Here is a 20,218-nt window from a genome sequence, read left to right as displayed (position 1 = left end):
CTCAGCCCAGCTCGTTGACGGACGGAACGACGACACCCCAGAGGTCCTCGATGGTGGCGAGCGCGCCGGCGTGGACCTGCGCGGCGGGCACCTCGGCGCCGAGGGCGGGCAGCGAGCGGGTGGCCGAGGCGTCGGCGACGACGGTGGCCCGGTTGCCGCGCAGGAACGCGCCGTGGGCGGTGTACTGGATGCACATGTGCGTCATGAATCCGGCGATCACCACGTCCTGGTGGTCGGCCTTGTCGACCAGCTCGCCGAGGTTGGTCTCGTTGAAGGAGTTCGGGGTGGTCTTCACCACGACCTCCTCGCCGTCGACCGGGGCGACGGACGGGTGGATCCGGCCGATCTCCTGGCGGATGTCGTACGCGCCGCCCTCGCCGCCGTCGTTGATGACGTGGATGACGGTGGCGCCGGCCTCACGGGCGCGGGCCAGGAGGAGAGCGCCGGCGGCGAGGGCGTCCTGCCACCCCTCCAGCTCCATCACGCCCTGGGTGTAGGTGTTCTGGTAGTCCACCAGGATCAGGGTCGAGGACGCCAGGACGGCCGGGGTCTGGTCGAGGCCGCTGAGGTCGCGCAGGGTGGTGGAAGGCATGACTGCACCGTCTTTCGAAAAGGAAGCCTGGGAGCCCGCGAAGGGCACACCTCCACGCTAGGAACCCGATCAAGTGACGGCAATGTCATGTAACTTGCAGATACCGACACCCCCCGCTCGACGAACGGATCTGCCCGTGGGCGACCTCAACCGGTTCATAGTGGTGCTCCTCTTCGAAGGCGTCGACCTCCTCGACGTCACGGGCCCTCCCGAGGTCTTCGCCCTGCTCCAGCGCGAGACCGGGAACGCCGGCGGATACCAGGTGGCGCTGGCGGCCGAGACGATGGAACCGGTCACCACCTCCGCGGGGGTGCGCATCCTCCCCGACATCACCTTCCGGGAGGCCGCCGGGCGTTCCATCGACACCCTGCTGGTCCCCGGCTCCGTCGAGGTCGACGAGGACCGCCGCGTCCACGCCGTCACCGACCCCGTCATCGTCGAGTGGGTCGGCAAACTGGCCGACAGGTCGAAGCGGGTGGCCTCGGTGTGCGTGGGCGCACATCTGCTCGCGGCGGCCGGGCTGCTCGACGGCAAACGCGCCACCACCCACTGGTCCACCGCCCAGCAGCTCGCCGCCGACCACCCGGCCGTGGACGTGGACGCCGACCCCATCTTCATCCGCGACGGCAAGGTGTGGACCGGTGCGGGCATCACCGCCTGCCTGGACCTGTCACTGGCCCTGGTGGCCGAGGACTTCGGCGAGGCCATGGCCCTGCGCGTGGCCCGGCAGATGGTCATGTACCTCAAGCGCCCCAGCGGGCAGAGCCAGTTCAGCGTCCCCACCGAGGCGGTCGCCACGACCCGCCGGATGGAGGACCTGCGGCACTACGTCACGCAGAACATCGGCGGCAAGCTGACCATCGGGGACCTCGCCGAGTACGCGCACATGAGCGAACGGCAGCTGACCCGGGTCTTCAAGACCGAGCTGGGCACGACCCCGGCCGCGTACGTCGAGTCGGCGCGGGTGGAGATGGCGCGGAACCGGCTGGAGTCGACGGACGACACCCTCGACCGTGTCGCGGCGCTGTGCGGCTTCGGCACCGTGGACACGCTGATCCGGGCCTTCCGGCGCAAGCTGAACACGACGCCCACGGAGTACCGCAACCGGTTCCGGCACTCCGGCTGACGACCGCGGGCGGGTCCGGCCGGCGGCACCCGTGCACGCCTCCGTACCGGCTTCCGTCCCCCGGCTTCCGTCCCCCGGCTTTTCAGTCCCCGGCCAGGACCGCCATGCCGCGGGTGAGTTCGCGGAGGGAGCGGACGGCCAGTTCGGCGGGGGAGCCCGGGCCGGTGGGGGCGGCGTCCGTGCCGGACCAGACCTCCAGGGAGACCCGGATCGCGTCGGTCGCGGCGGCGGCCAGCAGGCGGATCTGCAGGGCGTCCGCGGAAGGCCCGGCGAGCCGGGTCAGGATCGGGACCAGGTCCTCCTCGGAGTCCTGGTTCACGCGGTACCAGACCGCGCGCAGGGCCGGGTCGCCGGTGGCGGCGCGGAGCAGGCCCCGGGTCCAGTTGAGGCCTTCGGCCACGGCCACCGGGCCGGAGAGGGTCCGGGTGACGGCGCGCTCCAGGGCTTCTGCCAGCGGAGTGCCGGGCTCCTCCTCGGCGAGCAGCGCCCGCCACTCGTCGCCGCCTCCCGCGAGCAGGGGCGCGACCGCGTCCTGCTTGTTGCGGAAGTAGCGGTAGAAGGTGCGCAGGGCCACGCCGGCGCGGTGCGCGATGTCCTCGGCGGTGGTGCCGTCGGGACCGTGTTCGGCGAAGAGCTCGCAGGCCGCGCGGGCGATGTCGAGCTGGGTGGCGGCCTTGCGCCGCTCGGTCAGCGACTGTGCCGCCGCACCGGAACTGGGGGAGTACGGACGAGGGGATCTCACGTAGGGAAGGGTACCCCTGGTTGCCGAGGGCAAATGCCTCATTTGTCAGTCTGGCAAAACGTGTCACGGCCTCGTACGCTCGGCACATGAACCGTTACATAGACCGACGCGTCCTCATCACCGGCGGCGGCTCCGGCATCGGCCGGGCCACCGTCCACCGCATTCTCGCCGAGGGCGGCCGGGTCCACGCCGTCGACGTCAGCGAAGCCGGCCTCAAGGCCACCGCCGAGAAGGCGGCCGCCGACGGCGCCGCCGACCGGCTGACCACCGCCGTGCTCGACATCTCCGACGAGGGCGCGGTCAAGGAAGGCGTGGCGCTCGCCGTCGACGCGCTCGGCGGCATCGACGTACTCGTCAACGCGGCCGGCATCCTGCGCTCCGAGCACACCCACAAGACGACCCTGGACCTCTGGAACCGGATCATCGCCGTCAACCTGACCGGCACCTTCCTGATGATCCGCGAGTCCGTCCCGGCCCTGCTGGCCGGCGACCGGCCCGTCATCGTCAACTTCAGCTCCACCTCGGCTTCCTTCGCCCACCCCTACATGTCCGCGTACGCGGCCACCAAGGGCGGCATCCAGTCCATGAGCCACTCACTGGCCGCCGAGTACAGCAAGCAGGGGCTGCGGGTGGTCTGCGTCGCCCCCGGCTCCATCGAGAGCGGCATGACCACCGGTTCCGGCCCCGGCCTGCCCGAGGACACCGACTGGTCGCTCTTCGCCAAACTGGCCCCGGCCATCGGCCAGGGCTTCGCCGGCCCGGACACCGTCGCCGGCGTGGTCGCCATGCTCGGCTCCGAGGACGGCGCCTTCATCACCGGCACCGAGATCCGGATCGACGGCGGCACCCACTACTAGGAGGAGCACGGTCGCGGCCGCGGCCGCGACCGGCAGCGCCGCCACGGGCTTCCGCGGGCGGGCCTCATCCGCGGAAGCGGTCCCAGAGCCGGGGGAAGCGTTCCGCCAGCACGTCTTCGTTCTCGAAGTCCAGCGGGGCGCCCTCCGGCTCCGCCGCCTGCAGCGGGATCCCCAGATCGGGTGCGACCACCCCGGTGAGCTGCTCGTACGCCTCGTCCGCCGCGTACCCCAGCTCCTCCCCGTCACCGTCGACCTCCTCGTCGAACTCGCCCAGCAGCTCCGCGAGCCGGTCGGGTTCGTGGACGCCGCCCTCGAACACCTCCCGCCCCTGGCCGATCAGCCAGCACCGGAAATAGTCGAACGCGTCGTCACTGGCGCCGTCGAGCAGCACCCAGGCGGCCCCCCACAGCTCCCAGGTGTACGCCCGGTTGTAGCGGGACTCGAAGTGCCGCGCGAAGTCGAGCACGGAATCGGGGTCCAGCCGGGTCAGCCGCTCCACGAGCAGATCGGCCTGCTCCTCGGGGTCGCCCTCGGCGGCCTCGCGCGTGCCGTCGATGATCGCCCAGAACTCCGTCTCGTCCATCACGGCTCAAGCATCCTGGCTCGGTCCGCGCCCCGCCACCGCGCATACGGCCAAAGACCGGCCGCGTACGACCGAAGGCCGGTGTCCGGACCCCGTGCGGGGCGGACACCGGCCTTCGGCGGTGGAACGGGCGGTGCCGTGCGGCACCGGGGTGACCGGGCGGCCCTACAGGCCGTAGCGCTCCCGGGCCTCCTTCACGGCCGAGGCCGGGACCTCGCCGCGGCGCGCCAGCTGGGCCAGCGCGGCGACCACGATGGACTGCGGGTCGACACCGAAGTGGCGGCGCGCACCCTCACGGGTGTCGGACAGGCCGAAGCCGTCCGTACCCAGCGAGGTGTAGTCCTGCGGCACCCACTGGCTGATCTGGTCCGGTACCTGGCGCATCCAGTCGGAGACCGCCAGCACCGGGCCCTGAGCACCCTCCAGCACCTTGGTGACGTACGGGGTGCGCTCCTCGCCGCGCAGCAGGGCCTCGTCGGCCTCCAGCGCGTCGCGGCGCAGCTCGCCCCACGAGGTGGCGGACCACACGTCGGCGGACACGTTCCAGTCGGCGGCCAGCAGGCGCTGGGCCTCCAGGATCCAGTGGATCGCCGTACCCGAGGCCATGAGCTGGATCTTCGGGGCGTCGGCGGCCGGGGCGGCCGCACCCTGCTCGGCCAGGTCCGCCGCCGTGTTGAACCGGTAGAGACCCTTGACGATGCCCTCTTCCACACCCTCCGGCATGGCCGGCTGCGGCTTCGGCTCGTTGTAGACCGTCAGGTAGTAGAAGACGTCCTCGGGGTTCTCCCCGTACATCCGCTTCAGACCGTCCTTGACGATCACCGCGATCTCGTACGCGAAGGCCGGGTCGTAGTTGAGCGAGGCCGGGTTGGTGGCCGCGATCAGGTGCGAGTGGCCGTCGGCGTGCTGCAGGCCCTCACCGGTCAGGGTGGTGCGGCCGGCCGTGGCGCCCACGATGAAGCCCTTGCCGAGCTGGTCGGCGAGCTGCCACATCTGGTCGCCGGTCCGCTGCCAGCCGAACATCGAGTAGAAGATGTAGAACGGGATCATCGTCTCGCCGTGCGTCGCGTACGACGTGGCGGCGGCGATGAAGTCGGCCATGGCGCCGGCCTCGGTGATCCCCTCGTTGAGGATCTGGCCGTCCTTGGCTTCCTTGTAGTACATCAGCTGGTCGCGGTCGACCGGCTCGTACGTCTGGCCCAGCGGCGAGTAGATGCCGGCCGACGGGAAGAGCGACTCCATACCGAAGGTACGGGCCTCGTCGGGGACGATCGGCACCCAGCGGCGGCCGGTCTCCTTGTCCCGCATCAGGTCCTTGACGAGCCGGACGAAGGCCATGGTGGTGGCCATCTCCTGCTTGCCGGAACCCTTCAGTAGCGGGGCGTAGGACTTGTCGGCCGGCTGCGGCAGGGCCACCTGGTGGACCCGGCGGGCCGGGGCCGGGCCGCCGAGGGCCGCGCGGCGCTCGTGCAGGTAGCGGACCTCGGGGGAGTTCTCGCCCGGGTGGCCGTAGGGGACGACGCCGCTCTCGAAGGCACTGTCCGGGATCGGGAGTCCGAGCAGGTCGCGCATGCCCTTGAACTCGTCGATGGTCAGCTTCTTCATCTGGTGGTTCGCGTTCTTCGACTCGAACCCGGCACCCAGGGTGTAGCCCTTGACGGTCTGCGCCAGGATGACCGTCGGCGCGCCCTTGTGCTCCAGGGCGGCCTTGTACGCGGCGTAGACCTTGCGGGGCTCGTGGCCGCCGCGCGAGGTGTGGAAGCACTCGGAGATCTTCGCGTCGGACAGCAGGCCGCCGAGGGCCGTGAGGGCCGGGTCGCCGCCGAAGAAGTGCTGGCGGATGTAGGCCGCGTCGCGGGTGGCGTACGTCTGGAACTGCGCGTCCGGGGTCTCGCGGAGACGGCGGACCAGGGCGCCGGTGGTGTCGAGCTGGAACAGCTCGTCCCAGGCGGAACCCCACAGGGTCTTGACGACGTTCCAGCCGGCGCCGCGGAACTGCGCCTCCAGCTCCTGCACGATGCGGAAGTTGGCACGCACCGGACCGTCGAGGCGCTGCAGGTTGCAGTTGACGACGAAGGTCAGGTTGTCGAGGCGCTCACGGGCCGCGAGGGCCAGGGCGGCGGTCGACTCGGGCTCGTCCATCTCGCCGTCGCCCAGGAAGGCCCAGACGTGCGAGTTGGCGGTGTCCTTGATGTTCCGGTTCTGCAGGTAGCGGTTGAAGCGCGCCTGGTAGATCGCGGAGAGCGGGCCGAGGCCCATGGAGACCGTGGGGAACTCCCACAGCCAGGGCAGGCGCCGCGGGTGCGGGTAGGACGGGAGGCCGTTGCCGCCCGACTCCTGCCGGAAGTTGTCGAGCTGCTGCTCGGAGACGCGCCCGTCGAGGAAGGCGCGGGCGTAGATGCCGGGGGAGGCGTGGCCCTGGATGTAGAGCTGGTCGCCCGAGCCGTCGGCCTCCTTGCCCCGGAAGAAGTGCTGGAAGCCGGTCTCGTAGAGCCAGGCCGCCGAGGCGAAGGTGGCGATGTGGCCGCCGACGCCGTACTTGGAGCCGCGGGTGACCATCGCGGCCGCGTTCCAGCGGTTCCACGCGGTGATCTTGGCTTCCATCTCCTCGTCACCCGGGAACTCGGGCTCCGCGGAGGTGGGGATGGTGTTGACGTAGTCCGTCTCCAGGAGCTTCGGCAGGGCGAGCCCGGCGGCCTCGGCGTGCTGGAGGGTACGGCGGAGGAGGTACTCGGCACGGCGCGTACCGGCAGCCTTGGCGACGGCGTCCAGGGAGGCCGCCCACTCGGCGGTCTCCTCGGTGTCGCGGTCCGGGAGCTGGTCGAGCTCGCTCGGAAGCTTTGCTACGGGGTCGGACATCGGTGTGCGCCGCCTTCCAGAGTAAGGAGGGGGGTGAGACAGGAACCCTGACGGGCAGGACAGGGCCGATGGACCCGGTTGGGGCCCGCGACGACTGTAAGACCCTGATCGATGATCGATCAAACAAAAGTGGTCGCGAATTGGTCGAGAAGGCAAAAGTCGGCACCGCGTGCCATAAAAATAGGCACGCGGTGCCGGTCAAATCAGGACAAACTCATATTCAGGCCCGGGGAGCGCAGCCCAGAACGTGCCGCTTCACCAGCAGGCCGATGTCCGGATCCTGCCGCCGGAACGCCTGGATCAGTGCCTCGTGCTCCTCGGCGTACGACTTCTGCACGGTCCCCAGCCAACGGATCGACAGGGCCGTGAACACCTCGATGCCCAGGCTCTCCCAGGTGTGCAGCAGCACGCTGTTCCCGGCCGCCCGCACCATCTCCCGGTGGAAACCGACGGTGTGCCGCACCTGCGCGGTGCCGTCCTCCCGGCGGTCGGCGTCCCACAGCGCCTCGACGTGCGGCTCCAGCGCCGAGCAGTCCGCCGCCAGCCGAGGCGCCGCCAGCTCGGCCGCGATCTGCTCCAGGCCGGCCCGGACCGGGTAGATCTCCTCCAGGTCCGCCGCCGACAGGTTCCGTACGCGGACGCCCTTGTTCGGCGCGGACTCGATCAGCCGCAGCGTCTCCAGCTCGCGCAGCGCCTCGCGCACCGGCGTCTGGCTGACCTCCAGCTCGACGGCGATCCGCCGCTCGACGATCCGCTCGCCGGGCTTCCAGCGCCCGCTGACGATCCCCTCCACGATGTGCTCGCGGATCTGCTCGCGCAGCGAGTGCACGACGGGTGGGGTGATCATCGGTGCTTCATCTCCTGAGGGGGCGTGCGCAGCTGAAGATGCGTAGACACGTAGACAATACGGCGGAGTAGCCCCGAGCGAAGCGTTGGAGCTCAGGGCCGCCGGGTGAGGCTGGTAACAACCGCCGCCCGGCCGGTCACCCGGGGTCGCTCCCGGCGTCCCGCACATCCGGCCGGCGATGTGTCCTCAGACGCCGTCGGGACCTCCCACCAGGGTCAGCGCCGTCACCGTCGTCTCCGGGCGGTCCGTGACGCGTACGGCCAGGCGGTACGCGCCCGGGGCCGGCGGAGGGAAGGAGGCCGTGTAGCGGCCCTCGCCCAGCGGGCGCACCGTCCGGACCCGCGGTTCCGAGCCGTCGGCCGGGCGGAGCTCCGCGGTCAGGTGGAGCCCGTCGTGGTCGCGGGTCTCCGGCGGGACCGTCACCGAGACCTCGTACGGCACTCCCGGCGCCGGCAGCGGGGGAGCGAGCACGCTCAGCTGGACGGCGTCCGGAGGAGCTTCCCGGTGGAAGGGCGCCTCCCGGCCGAGGAGTCCCGCCAGGGCGTCCCGTACGCCCTGGTTGTTCTGCAGGGAGCCGTGCTGTTCGCACGGGGTGTGGGACTCCTCCACCGGATAGCCCGAGTTGTCGGCGTTCGCGGGGCGGGCCGCCAGCCGGGGGACCGTGCCGTCGCCGAGTTCGTCCACCCCGTTGATCAGCCACAGCGGCGTCAGCTCGGCCCCGGTGAGTTCCGCGGTGGTGTGCGTGGGCTGGCCGATGCCCGTGACGGGGTGGAGGGGGGTGGGCGAGGGGCGGTCGGCCGCCCGGCGGAGGTCCGCGTGGAAGGCGGCCGCGTCCCGCAGGAGTCCGTGATCGACCCCCGGGAGCCCCGGCAGGTCACGGACGTACGCCAGCCCTCCCGCGCCCGCCCCCGCCACGCACGCGTAGTCCGGCGTCAGCTGGTGCAGCGAGGGAAGGCTGCGGGCGAAGTCCGTCAGGTCCAGGCCGAACGGACCCCAGCCCCCGCGGACGCCGTCCACCAGGTGGGCCAGCGCGTCCAGGGACCCTCGGTGCGGGGTGCCCAGGGTGATCACGCGGCGGGTCACCTCGTGGCCGCCGAGGAGTTCCACGTAGTGGCGGGCTACCAGGCCGCCCAGCGAGTGGCAGACGAGGACCACCCGGGCCTCGCGGCGCTCTGGGGCCGAGGCGCGCCACCCCTCCAGCCGCCGCTCCACGGCCTCCTTCAGCCGGGCCGCGTTGTAGCGGCAGGAGAGGCGCCAGTCGTAGGGGAAGGGGAGCAGGTTCTCGCCGGGCGTCAGGGTGAAGGACCGCTCCAGCCACCCCAGCAGGTCGGTGTAGCCGTCGACGGGGTGCCAGATGCCGGGGATCGCGTGCAGGTCCGGCATCAGGCCCACGGGCACGATGCCGTCGCCGGGGTGGCCGTCCCCGATGTCCTTGGGGAGCCGGAGGGCGCGCAGGGAGCCGCCGAGGGTGCGCAGGCCGTGCAGGAGGGCGGCACCCGAGAGGTCCCAGACCGGCCTGCCGTCGGCGTCGGCCAGCCGGCTGCCCATGATGCCCGGCACCACCACGACCAGGTCGGTCACCTGAGCACGCGCCATGCAAGCCCCCGTCGGTCGTCCCTGGACGGGCCAGCGTAGGACGACGGCGCCCTTGTCCGGAGGAGTTCCGGACAAGGGCGCCGTCGTGTGTCGTGCGACCTGCGGCTACGGGAGCCTCAGGGGGTGGCCTCAGAGGCCGAGCTCGACCTCGAACTCGCCGGCCTCCAGGATCGCCTTGACGGCGGTCAGGTAGCGGGCGGCGTCCGCGCCGTCCACCAGACGGTGGTCGTAGGACAGCGTCAGGTACGTCATGTCGCGGACGCCGATGACGGTGCCTTCGGCGGTCTCGATGACCGCCGGACGCTTGACGGTGGCGCCGATGCCCAGGATGGCGACCTGGTTCGGCGGCACGATGACGGTGTCGAACAGCGCACCGCGCGAGCCGGTGTTGCTGATGGTGAAGGTCGCGCCCGACAGCTCGTCCGGCGTGATCTTGTTGCTGCGGACCTTGCCCGCCAGGTCGGCGGTCGCCTTGGAGATGCCGGCCAGGTTGAGGTCGCCCGCACCCTTGATGACCGGGGTCATCAGGCCCTTCTCGGAGTCCACGGCGATGCCGATGTTCTCCGAGTCGAAGTAGGTGATGGTGCCCTCGTCCTCGTTGATCCGGGCGTTGACGACCGCGTGGGCCTTCAGCGCCTGGGCCGCGGCCTTGACGAAGAACGGCATCGGGGAGAGCTTGACGCCCTCACGGGCCAGGAAGCCCGCCTTGGCCTTCTCGCGCAGCTTCATGATCTTGGTGATGTCCACCTCGATCACGGAGGACAGCTGGGCCTGCCCGTGCAGCGCCTTCATCATGTTGTCGCCGATGACCTTGCGCATGCGGGTCATCTTGACGGTCTGACCACGCAGCTCGGAGACCGCGGCGGCCGGGGCCTTGGCGGCCGGGGCGGCAGCGGCGGCGACCGGCGCCGGAGCGGCGGCAGCGGCCTTGGCGGCCTCGGCGGCGGCCAGGACGTCCTGCTTGCGGATACGGCCACCGACACCGGTGCCCGTGACCGTGTTCAGGTTGACGCCGGACTCCGAGGCGAGCTTGCGCACCAGCGGGGTCACGTACGCACCCTCGTCACCGGAGACCGCCGGGGCGGCCGCAGCGGGAGCGGCGACCGGGGCCGGGGCGGCGACCGGGGCGGCAGCCTGGACCGGAGCCGGGGCGGCGACCGGGGCGGCAGCCTGGACCGGAGCCGGAGCGGCCACGGGGGCGGCAGCCTGGACCGGGGCCGGAGCGGCGACCGGGGCGGCAGCCGGGGCCGGGGCGGCCGGGGCGGCGGGCGCGGCCGGAGCCGCACCGGCGACACCGATCACGGCGAGACGGGCGCCGACCTCGGCGGTCTCGTCCTCGCCCACCAGGATCTCCAGCAGGGTGCCGGAAACCGGCGCCGGGATCTCGGTGTCGACCTTGTCGGTGGAGACCTCCAGCAGCGGCTCGTCGGCCTCGACCGACTCGCCGACGGCCTTCAGCCAGCGGGTGACGGTGCCCTCGGTGACGGACTCGCCCAGGGCGGGCAGCACGACATCGGTGCCGGAGGCGGCGACGCCCGCCGCAGGCGCGGCTGCGGGGGCGGCCGGAGCCTCGGCGACCGGCGCCGGGGCGGCGGGGGCCTCGGCCACCGGGGCCGGGGCGGCCGGGGCCTCGGCGGCCGGAGCGGCAGCCGCGACCGGCGCGCCGGAGCCGTCGTCGATGACGGCGAGCTCGGCGCCGACCTCGACGGTCTCGTCCTCGGCGACCTTGATGGACGCCAGGATGCCGGAGACGGGGGAGGGGATCTCGGTGTCGACCTTGTCGGTCGACACCTCGAGCAGCGGCTCGTCGGCCTCGACGCGCTCGCCCTCGGCCTTCAGCCAACGGGTGACAGTGCCCTCGGTGACGCTCTCACCGAGCGCCGGAAGGGTTACGGAAACCGCCATGGTTTCTGTTGCTCCTAACGGAATTGCGGAAATGGTCGGTCGTCGCGCCCGTGACTGGATCAGTCGTGTGCGTGCAGCGGCTTGCCGGCCAGGGCCAGGTGGGCCTCGCCGAGCGCCTCGTTCTGGGTCGGGTGCGCGTGGATGAGCTGCGCGACCTCGGCCGGCAGGGCTTCCCAGTTGTAGATCAGCTGGGCCTCGCCCACCTGCTCGCCCATCCGGTCACCGACCATGTGGACGCCGACCACGGCACCGTCCTTGACCTGGACGAGCTTGATCTCGCCCGCGGTCTTCAGGATCTTGCTCTTGCCGTTGCCCGCCAGGTTGTACTTCAGGGCCACGACCTTGTCCGCGCCGTAGATCTCCTTGGCCTTGGCCTCGGTGATGCCGACGGAGGCGACCTCGGGGTGGCAGTACGTGACGCGCGGCACACCGTCGTAGTCGATCGGGACGGTCTTCAGACCGGCCAGGCGCTCGGCCACCAGGATGCCCTCGGCGAAGCCGACGTGCGCGAGCTGGAGGGTCGGGACCAGGTCACCGACGGCGGAGATGGTCGGCACGTTGGTCTGCATGTACTCGTCGACCAGGACGTAGCCGCGGTCCATCGCGACGCCCTGCTCCTCGTAGCCCAGGCCCTGGGAGACCGGGCCGCGGCCGATGGCGACCAGCAGCACCTCGGCCTCGAAGGTCTTGCCGTCGGCCAGGGTGACCCGCACGCCGTTCTCGGTGTACTCGGCCTTGTCGAAGAAGGTGCCGAGGTTGAACTTGATGCCGCGCTTGCGGAAGGCACGCTCGAGGATCTTGGAGCTGTTCTCGTCCTCGACCGGGACGAGGTGCTTCAGGCCCTCGATGACGGTGACGTCGGTGCCGAAGGACTTCCACGCGGAGGCGAACTCGACGCCGATGACGCCGCCGCCCAGGATGATCGCCGACTCCGGGACCCGGTCCAGGACCAGCGCGTGGTCGGAGGAGATGATCCGGTTGCCGTCGATGGTCAGGCCCGGCAGGGACTTCGGCACGGAGCCGGTCGCGAGCAGGACGTGGCGGCCCTGGATGCGCTGCCCGTTCACGTCGACGGAGGTCGGGGAGGACAGCCGGCCCTCACCCTCGATGTAGGTCACCTTGCGGGAGGCGACCAGGCCCTGCAGGCCCTTGTACAGGCCGGCGATGACGTCGTCCTTGTACTTGTGCACACCGGCGATGTCGATGCCCTCGAAGGAGGTCTTCACACCGAACTGCGCGGCCTCGCGCGCCTGGTCCGCGATCTCGCCCGCGTGCAGCAGAGCCTTCGTGGGGATGCAGCCGTTGTGCAGGCAGGTGCCGCCGAGCTTGTTCTTCTCGATCAGGGCAACGTCCAGACCCAGCTGGGAAGCGCGCAGAGCCGCGGCATAACCGCCACTGCCACCGCCGAGGATCACTAGGTCGAAAACGGTGCTGGCGTCGTTCGCCACGTCACGTCCTCCATGCATGTGCGCCGGGCACCGGTCCTCTCATGACCGGGCGGCGGCTGGTAATCGGCCGCTTATTTTCGGCCCTGTGGTGGGGGCCCTGTCCTGCCGAGGACCCATCTTCGCATGACCGAACAAACAGCGCGGCCCCGGGCTTCCCGGCCCGGGGCCACACATGATCGCCGATCCCGCCCGACGGTCGGCTCGAGCCCTAGCCGAGGTCGCCGGTGGCGGTGCGCTCGGCCAGCCGGACGAGGGTCCGCACCGCGGAGCCGGTGCCGCCCTTGGGGGTGTAGCCGTACGGGGCGCCCTCGTGGAAGGCCGGGCCCGCGATGTCCAGGTGCGCCCAGGTGATGCCCTCGCCGACGAACTCCTGCAGGAACAGACCGGCCACCAGGCCGCCGCCCATCCGCTCACCCATGTTGGCGATGTCGGCGGTCGGGGAGTCCATGCCCTTGCGCAGGTCGGCGGGGAGCGGCATCGGCCAGGACGCCTCGCCGACCTCCTCGGCGATCTCGTGGACCGAGGTCCGGAAGGCGTCGTCGTTGGCCATGATGCCGAAGGTGCGGTTGCCCAGCGCCAGCACCATCGCGCCGGTCAGGGTCGCCACGTCGACGATCGCGTCCGGGTTCTCCTCCGAGGCCCGGGTCAGCGCGTCGGCCAGGACCAGGCGGCCCTCGGCGTCGGTGTTCAGCACCTCGACGGTCTTGCCGCTGTACATGCGCAGGACGTCGCCGGGGCGGGTGGCGGATCCGGACGGCATGTTCTCGGCGAGCGCCAGCCAGCCGGTGACGTTGACCGGCAGGCCCAGCTTGGCCACCGCGACCACGGCGGAGAACACGGCGGCGGCACCGGACATGTCGCACTTCATGGTCTCGTTGTGGCCGGCCGGCTTGAGGGAGATGCCGCCCGAGTCGTAGGTGATGCCCTTGCCGACGAAGGCGAGGTGCTTCTCCGCGTCCGGGTGGGTGTAGGCGATCTTGACCAGGCGCGGCGGGTTCTCGGAGCCCTTGCCGACGCCCATGATGCCGCCGTAGCCGCCCTTGGTGAGCGCCTTCTCGTCGAGCACCTGGACCTTGACGCCCAGCTCCTTGGCCGTGGTCTGGGCCACGGCGGCGAAGGCCTCGGGGGTCAGGTCGTTCGGCGGGGTGTTGATCAGGTCGCGGGCGATGTTGACCTCGGCGGCGACGATCTTCGCGCGCTCGGCGGCGGCCTTGTGCTCCTTGTCGCGCGGCTTGGCGCCCAGCAGGGCCACCTCGGCGAGCGGCAGCTTGGGGCCGCCGTTCTCCTTGCCCTTCTTCTCGCCGCCCTGGTACGCGGTGAAGGCGTACGCGCCCAGCAGCGCGCCCTCGGCGACGGCGGTGACGGCGGAGGCGTCCTCCAGCGGCAGCGCGAACGCGGCCTTCTTGGCACCGGACAGGGCACGGGCCGCGGCACCGGCGGCCCGGCGGAGCGTCTCCTCGTCGTAGGACTCGTCCTTCTCCGGCAGCGGGCCGAGGCCGACCGCCAGCACGACCGGGACCTTCAGGCCGGCCGGCGCGTGCACCTTGGTGACCTCGCCCTCGGCGCCCGAGGCACCCAGGGCGTCGAGCACGGCGGCGAGCTTTCCGTCGAACGCCGTGTCCACGGCCTCGGCGCCGGTGGCGACGACGGCGCCCTTGGCGCCCTTGGCCACACCGACCACGAGGGCGTCGGCGCGCAGCGTCGCGGCGCCGGCAGTGCTGAGAGTCAGAGCAGTCACGGTAGTGAGGTCTCGCTTCCGTTATGTGTGATGTGGGGCAGTGGCGCCCATGCCGGGGTCGCCGGCCGTCCGCGATCGTACTTCCGGCCCGGGCGGCCGCCGGAACCGAGCGTACGCGTACGCCGCAGTCCGTACGGCACTCGAAGGTTTGGCAGGTTGTTCGATCAACGTGCCGCCAGGTTCACCCATCTGTGGCGACTGTTCAAGGTTTGCCTATTCGATCGGCCGGGGTCCGACAGACTCGAGCCACTCTCGCAAGGGGACGCGGGGTCCCTTTGCATGATTTCCACAGAGCCTCCCCGGCCCGGCGCCGACCGCCACGGGCCGCGTCGAGGGATGCCTGCGGGGGGAAAGGCCGACATGGTCAACAGGAACCGGATGAACAGGGCTGCCGCCGTATGGGTCGCGGCAGCCCTCGTCTCCGTGGCAGCACCCGTGGTCCCGTCCGCGGCGGCACTCGCACCGCCCGCCGACCCCGTGAGTGCCGCACCGGCCGCCGAGGCGGCCGTCACACCCAGGATCGACCTGAAAGTACTGGTCGTCGACGACGGCGGCAGCTCGGTCGAGGCGATCGTCGCGGAACTGAAGGACACCGGGGTCCCCTTCACCCGCGTCGAACTGGGCAGCGCGAACCGCCCGGTCATCAACGAGGACTTCCTCAGCGAGGCCAGGGACGCCACCACCGGCCGGCCGCGCGCCAAGTACCAGGGCGTGGTCCTGCCGAACGAGAACCCCTTCGGCGAGGGCTCGGCCGAGATGGCCGCGCTCGCCGCGTACGAGACGGCGTACGGGATCCGCCAGGTGGACGCCTACACCTGGGCCCACCCCGGCGTCGGCCTGGAGTACACCGACCACGGGGGGTACGCCGGCGAGCTCGACGGCACCGAGGCGGCGATCACCGCGGCCGGCAAGGCCGGCCCGTTCGGATACCTCGGCGGCGCCGTCGACTTCGAGGACAACGCCGTCCTCATCCCGGAGAGCTACGGCTTCATGGGACAGCCGCGCCCCGGCTACACCAGCTACCTCGACGCACCCGTCGGCTCCGGCCGCGCCTCGCTGCTCGGCGAGTACGTCCACGACGGGCGCAGCGAGCTCGTGGTCACCTTCGGCTACAACCAGTACCAGCGGCAGTACCGGCTGCTCGCCCGCGGCATCGTCGAATGGCTCACCCAGGGCGTCCACCTCGGCCAGAGCCGCAACTACTTCGCCGTCCACGTCGACGACGTCTTCGCGCCCGACGCCCGCTGGAACACCGAGCTGAACTGCACCCCCGGCGACTACGCCTGCCCCGGCGGCGAGGGCCTGGAGAGCGAGATCCGGATGACCGCCGCCGACGCCGTGTACGCGGCCCAGTGGCAGCAGCGGCAGAACTTCAGGCTGGACATGGTCTTCAACGCCGGCGCGGGCGAGGAGTGGAAGACCGAGCACGGCGGCACCGACGCGATGACCGCACAGCTCCTCGCCGACCGGGCCACGTACCGGTGGGTCAACCACACCTACACCCACCCCTTCCTCGGCTGCGTCCAGGACACCTCCGCCATCCCGTGGAAGTGCGCCCTCAACGCGCAGGGCCAGCCCGAGTACATGAGCCGCTCCGAGATCTCCGCGCAGATCCGCGACAACCACAACTGGGCGGTGCAGAAGGGCATCCCGCTGGACCGCACCGAACTGGTCACCGGCGAGCACTCGGGCTTGCGGACCCTGCCGCAGCAGCCGCAGGACAACCCCAACCTGGCCGGCGCCCTCGCCGACAACGGGGTCAAGTGGATCGCGAGCGACAACTCCCGCGAGCCCGCGCAGCGCGGCGTGGGCAACGCCCTCACCGTGCCCCGCCACCCGATGAACGTGTACTACAACACGGGCACCAACCAGGAGATGGCCGACGAGTACAACTGGATCTACACCAGCCGGGCCGACGGCGGCAGCGGCATCTGCGAGGACAACCCCGGCACCTCCACCTGCCTGCCCGAGCCCCTGGACCCGGCGACCGGCTACCTGGAGCGGATCGTCCCGCAGGAGGCCCGCATCGCGATGCGGCACGTGCTGGCCAACGACCCGCGGCCGCACTACGTCCACCAGTCCAACCTGGCGGAGGACCGCACCCTCTACCCCGTCCTCGACGAGGTCCTCGGCACCTACCGCACCCTGTACAACGCCAACACCCCGATCGTGAACCAGAGCCAGAAGGACACCGGCGTCGAACTCCAGCGCCGGGCCGCCTGGGACAAGGCGATCGCCGAGAACAAGGTCACCGCCTACCGCATCGGCGGCACGGTCACCGTCAAGGCCCCCGCCGGCGTCCTCGCCCCGGTGACCGCCCCCGAGGGCACCCGCAAGCAGATGCTCCTCGGCACCACCGTGTACGGCACCGCCTACGCCGGCACCCGCTCGGCCTGGACCGGCCCCGAGCTGCTCCAGTCGGCCGTCACGCTCAAGCTGCCCAGCTGACCGGCCGAGCAGTCCACCGGCCGACGAGCCGAGCGGCCGAGTGGCTGACGAGCCGACCGGCTGACCGCTGACGCGTCACCTCTTCCGCCGGCGCTCGCCACGTCCGCGAGCGCCGGCTCCCTTTCCGTCCTTGGGGGGACACAGATCCATGAGCCATGGGCGTCACGTCACCATGCTCACCGAAGGCACCTATCCGCACGTCCACGGGGGCGTCAGCACCTGGTGCGACCAGCTGGTCAGGGGGATGCCGGAAGTCGACTTCAACGTCCTGGCCCTCACCGGCACCGGCCGTGAACCGGTCGCCTGGGAACTGCCGCGCAACGTCTACCGCCACACCGCCTTCCCGCTCTGGGGCCCGCCACCCGCCCGCAGCCGCCGCACCGCCCTGCGCGGCCGCGCGCACCGCCGCTTCCTCGGCCTCTACGAGCAGTTCCTGCTCTCGCTCCTCGACCCCGCGCACAGCGGCACGGGCTTCGGCGCCGCCCTCCGCGAACTCGCCCTGCTCGCCCGGACCGGACGGCTCGCCCCGGCCCTGCGCTCCGAATCGGTCCTGCGCACCCTGATGGCCGTGTGGACCCGCCCCGACCTCGCCACGGCCGGCGCCCGCCCCACCATCCACGACGCGCTGGCCGCCACCGACCTGCTGGAACACGCGCTGCGCCCGCTCACCGTCCGGCTCCCCCCGGACAGCGTCGCGCACGCCGTCAGCAGCGGCCTGGCCACCCTCCCGGCCCTCGCCGCGAAATACCTCGACGAGGTACCGTTCCTCCTCACCGAACACGGCATCTACCTGCGCGAACGCTATCTCGGCTATCGCAGCGACCGGCAGCGCTGGCCGGTCAAGGCCCTGCTGCTCGGCTTCTACCGCGAGCTCAACTCCGAGGGCTACCGGCAGGCCGACCTGATCACCCCCTGCAACCGGTACAACCGCCGCTGGGAAGAACGGGGCGGCGCGCCCGGCGAGAAGATCCGCACGGTCTACAACGGCGTGGACCCGCACCGCTTTCCCGAGGCCGGACCGGAGCCGGAGGTGCCCACCCTCAGCTGGTGCGGCCGCATCGACCCGATCAAGGACCTGGAAACCCTCGTCCGCGCCTACGCGTTCATGCGCGAAGAACTCCCGGCGCTCCGGCTCCGCCTCTTCGGGCCGGTCCCGGCCGGCTGCGAGGACTACCGGCTGGGACTGGAGAAACTCGCCGCCGAACTCGGCGTCACCGACGGGATCAGCTACGAGGGCCGCATCGACCGGGTCGCGGACGCCTACGCGGCCGGCAGCGTCGTGATGCTCTCCAGCATCAGCGAGGGCTTCCCGTTCAGCATCATCGAGGCCATGTCCTGCGGGCGGACCACCGTCTCCACGGACGTGGGCGGAGTCCGCGAGGCGGTCGGCGACACCGGACTGGTGGTGCCGCCCCGGGAACCCGAGACCATGGCCCGGGCCACCCTCGCCCTGCTCCGGGACGACGCGCGCCGCGCGGAGCTGGGACGGCTGTCCCGGCAGCGGGTGGTGGAGAAGTTCACCCTGCACCAGTCGGTGGACGGCTTCCGGCACATCTACCGCGAACTGGCCGGCCGCCCGGTGGCCTTCCCGCCGCACTCCGGCGCCGGCCCGTCCCGGCAGCGGGAGCTCGCGGCCGAGGGGAGCGCCTGGTGAGCGGATCCCTCTGGCTGAAGCCGCCCGGCCCCGGGGCCGGCAGCCTCCCGGCGATCCCGCGGCCGCGCGGCGCCGCCGCCCGTACCGCGGTGGGCGCGGAGGGCGCGGAGGGCGGCGTCCTGGCCGCCGACCCGATGGAGGAACTCGCCGGCCGGCTCGGCACCTTCGTCTCCGCGGCCGTGCACCCGGACGAGATCGCGGCCGTCCTGGAGTCCGACGGCATGACGGACGAACACATCCGGCTCGCCTACGGCCGCGAGGACTCCTTCACCCTCGCCGAGGACCTGTACGCACGGGTCCCGCGCGAGTTCCCGGAGCCGGAGGACGTGCCCGACCCCTGGCGGGTCTCCCTGGCCGCCTGCCTCCTCCGCGGCGTGATCTTCGTCCTGCCCGGGCTGGCGTACCTGCTCGGCGGGCCGCTGCTCGACGGGCCGCCCGACCGCCTCGGCCTGCCCGCCGGAACGATCACCCTCCTCGCGGGCGCGCTGATCGGCTGGGTCTGGGACCAGACGCTGTCCCACCGGGCGTACTCCTGGCTGGGGCTCGGCGACCGGGCGGCCGCCGGCCGCACCCTGCTGGTGGGCGCCCCGGCCGGAGCGCTGCTGGGCGCGGCCGCCGCGTGCGCGGTGCCCGGCGGACCCGCCTTCTCGTACGCCTTCGCGGCCGGGCAGGCCGTGTACGTCGGTGCCGCGACGGTGCTGCTGGTCCTCGGCCGGGAGCGGCTCCTGCTCTACGCGCTGGCGCCGATGGCGGCGGGCGCGGCGGCCTCGCTGGCCGTGGACCTGCCGGCCGCCCTCCGGACCGGTCTGTTGCTGCTGTCCCTGCTGGCGGCGTGCGCGCTGGCGGTGGGGGAGCTGCCGGTGGCGGAGGGCGTACGGGCGGCCAGGTCGGCGCTGCGGCGGCTGCTCGCGCGGCGCACGGACGAGGGCCCGGTGCGGTGGCGGGTGCTGCGCGGCGCGGAGGACGACTTCGCCCCGCGCGGGCCGCGGCTGGCGGACTCGGTGCCGTTCGGGCTGTTCGGCCTCGGCACCGGACTGCTGGTGCTGTACGCCGCGCTGGGGGAGGTGCTGGCCGGGGCGGCGCCGACGGCGGTGGCGCTCACGCTGAGCATGGGCCCGGCGGAGTGGCTGCTGCACCGGTTCCGCAGCGGCAGCCTGACCGGGCTGCGGGCGGCCCGCTCCACGGGCGCGTTCCGCCGGGCGATGCTGGCCACGCTGGCCCGCTGCCTGGCCGCGTACCTGGGGGTCCTGCTGGTTCTGGGCGTGGTGGGCACCCTGCTCTGGCCCGGTGCGCCGCAGATCACCGCCTCCCGCGTGGCGATCCTGCTCCTCCTCGGCACGGTGATGTGGAGCGGCCTGCTGCTCCAGTCCTTCGGCGCGATCCGGGTCGCGGCGGCGGTGGTGGCGGGCGCGGCGGCGATGCAGGCGGCGATCGTCCTGGGCGGCCTGGCCCCGGCACGCACGGCGCAACTCCTGGTGGCGGGGGCCACCGCTCTCTCCCTCTCGGCCTTGGCCTGCAGCCGGCTGGGCCGGGCCACGTCCCACCGCTGAGCGCGGAGTGCCGGCCGTTGCCCCGCCCGTGCGCCGGGCGGGCGGCCCCGTCCCGCCGACCGTGCGGGGCGGGCGCGGCCCCGTCCGGCGGCCGTGTGGGCTAGGCGGCCGAACTCCGCCGCCGTGTGGGTGCCGGCCGTTGCCACGGCCGCTGAGGCGAGGGCAGGGTGCCGGATTCCGGCGGCCGTGTGGGCTAGGCGGCCGAACTCCGCCGCCGTGTGGGTGCCGGCCGTTGCCACGGCCGCTGAGGCGAGGGCAGGGTGCCGGATTCCG

Annotated in this window: 14 protein-coding genes; 5 read left to right on the top strand and 9 right to left on the bottom strand. The window is 72.1% G+C overall.

The features are described 5' to 3' along the window. Position 1: 1 nt before the first annotated feature. Positions 2–592: an isochorismatase family protein gene (locus tag AC067U_RS06530; protein ID WP_478828521.1), complete on the bottom strand. Its 591-nt coding sequence runs from the start codon at positions 590–592 to the stop codon at positions 2–4. Positions 593–728: 136 nt separating this feature from the next. On the opposite strand from AC067U_RS06530, the gene AC067U_RS06525 reads away from it, so the two are divergent. Beyond that, a complete protein-coding gene (locus AC067U_RS06525; RefSeq protein ID WP_478828520.1) occupies positions 729–1,718 on the top strand; it encodes a GlxA family transcriptional regulator in 990 nt (329 codons plus the stop codon). 82 nt (positions 1,719–1,800) lie between these two features. On the opposite strand, the gene AC067U_RS06520 is transcribed toward AC067U_RS06525, so the two are convergent. After that, positions 1,801–2,460 carry a TetR/AcrR family transcriptional regulator gene (locus AC067U_RS06520; RefSeq protein WP_478828519.1) on the bottom strand — a complete coding sequence of 220 codons (660 nt, stop codon included), beginning with the start codon at positions 2,458–2,460 and terminating at the stop codon, positions 1,801–1,803. A gap of 86 nt (positions 2,461–2,546) precedes the next feature. Between AC067U_RS06520 and AC067U_RS06515 the strand changes: the two genes are divergently transcribed. Then, entirely contained in the window at positions 2,547–3,317 is a 771-nt protein-coding gene (locus AC067U_RS06515) for an SDR family NAD(P)-dependent oxidoreductase (RefSeq protein WP_478828518.1), read from the top strand. A 64-nt stretch (positions 3,318–3,381) separates the two neighbouring features. Here AC067U_RS06515 and AC067U_RS06510 read toward each other — a convergent pair whose 3' ends face one another. The 7 genes from AC067U_RS06510 to AC067U_RS06480 form a co-directional block, all read right to left on the bottom strand. After that, positions 3,382–3,900, bottom strand: coding sequence for a DUF4240 domain-containing protein (locus AC067U_RS06510; RefSeq protein ID WP_478828517.1), 519 nt, complete (start codon positions 3,898–3,900; stop codon positions 3,382–3,384). A 165-nt stretch (positions 3,901–4,065) separates the two neighbouring features. Then, positions 4,066–6,759 carry a pyruvate dehydrogenase (acetyl-transferring), homodimeric type gene (gene aceE, locus AC067U_RS06505; protein ID WP_478828516.1) on the bottom strand — a complete coding sequence of 898 codons (2,694 nt, stop codon included), beginning with the start codon at positions 6,757–6,759 and terminating at the stop codon, positions 4,066–4,068. 220 nt (positions 6,760–6,979) lie between these two features. Further along, entirely contained in the window at positions 6,980–7,603 is a 624-nt protein-coding gene (locus AC067U_RS06500) for a GntR family transcriptional regulator (RefSeq protein ID WP_478828922.1), read from the bottom strand. 189 nt (positions 7,604–7,792) lie between these two features. Then, positions 7,793–9,202: an esterase/lipase family protein gene (locus AC067U_RS06495; protein ID WP_478828515.1), complete on the bottom strand. Its 1,410-nt coding sequence runs from the start codon at positions 9,200–9,202 to the stop codon at positions 7,793–7,795. Between the two features lie 129 nt (positions 9,203–9,331). Then, the gene (gene sucB, locus AC067U_RS06490) at positions 9,332–11,107 is read right to left on the bottom strand and encodes a 2-oxoglutarate dehydrogenase, E2 component, dihydrolipoamide succinyltransferase (RefSeq protein WP_478828514.1); all 1,776 of its coding nucleotides are present in this window, start codon (positions 11,105–11,107) and stop codon (positions 9,332–9,334) included. Positions 11,108–11,166: 59 nt separating this feature from the next. After that, a complete protein-coding gene (gene lpdA, locus AC067U_RS06485; protein ID WP_393576762.1) occupies positions 11,167–12,555 on the bottom strand; it encodes a dihydrolipoyl dehydrogenase in 1,389 nt (462 codons plus the stop codon). A gap of 208 nt (positions 12,556–12,763) precedes the next feature. Next, a complete protein-coding gene (locus AC067U_RS06480; RefSeq protein WP_478828513.1) occupies positions 12,764–14,293 on the bottom strand; it encodes a leucyl aminopeptidase in 1,530 nt (509 codons plus the stop codon). A gap of 360 nt (positions 14,294–14,653) precedes the next feature. Here AC067U_RS06480 and AC067U_RS06475 point away from each other — a divergent pair, with 360 nt between their 5' ends. From AC067U_RS06475 to AC067U_RS06465, 3 genes are all read left to right on the top strand, one after another. After that, positions 14,654–16,741, top strand: a complete 2,088-nt coding sequence (locus AC067U_RS06475; RefSeq protein ID WP_478828512.1) for a hypothetical protein — start codon at positions 14,654–14,656, stop codon at positions 16,739–16,741. Between the two features lie 148 nt (positions 16,742–16,889). Beyond that, on the top strand, positions 16,890–18,395 hold the full coding sequence (gene pelF / locus AC067U_RS06470; RefSeq protein ID WP_478828511.1) for a GT4 family glycosyltransferase PelF: 1,506 nt from the start codon (positions 16,890–16,892) through the stop codon (positions 18,393–18,395). Continuing rightward, a complete protein-coding gene (locus tag AC067U_RS06465) occupies positions 18,392–19,945 on the top strand; it encodes a hypothetical protein (RefSeq protein WP_478828510.1) in 1,554 nt (517 codons plus the stop codon). Before pelF ends, AC067U_RS06465 begins: the two co-directional genes overlap by 4 nt. The last annotated feature ends 273 nt before the right edge of the window (positions 19,946–20,218 follow it).

This window comes from Streptomyces sp. NPDC043853 (assembly GCF_056436025.1).
This window is presented reverse-complemented; position numbering and strand designations above follow the sequence as displayed.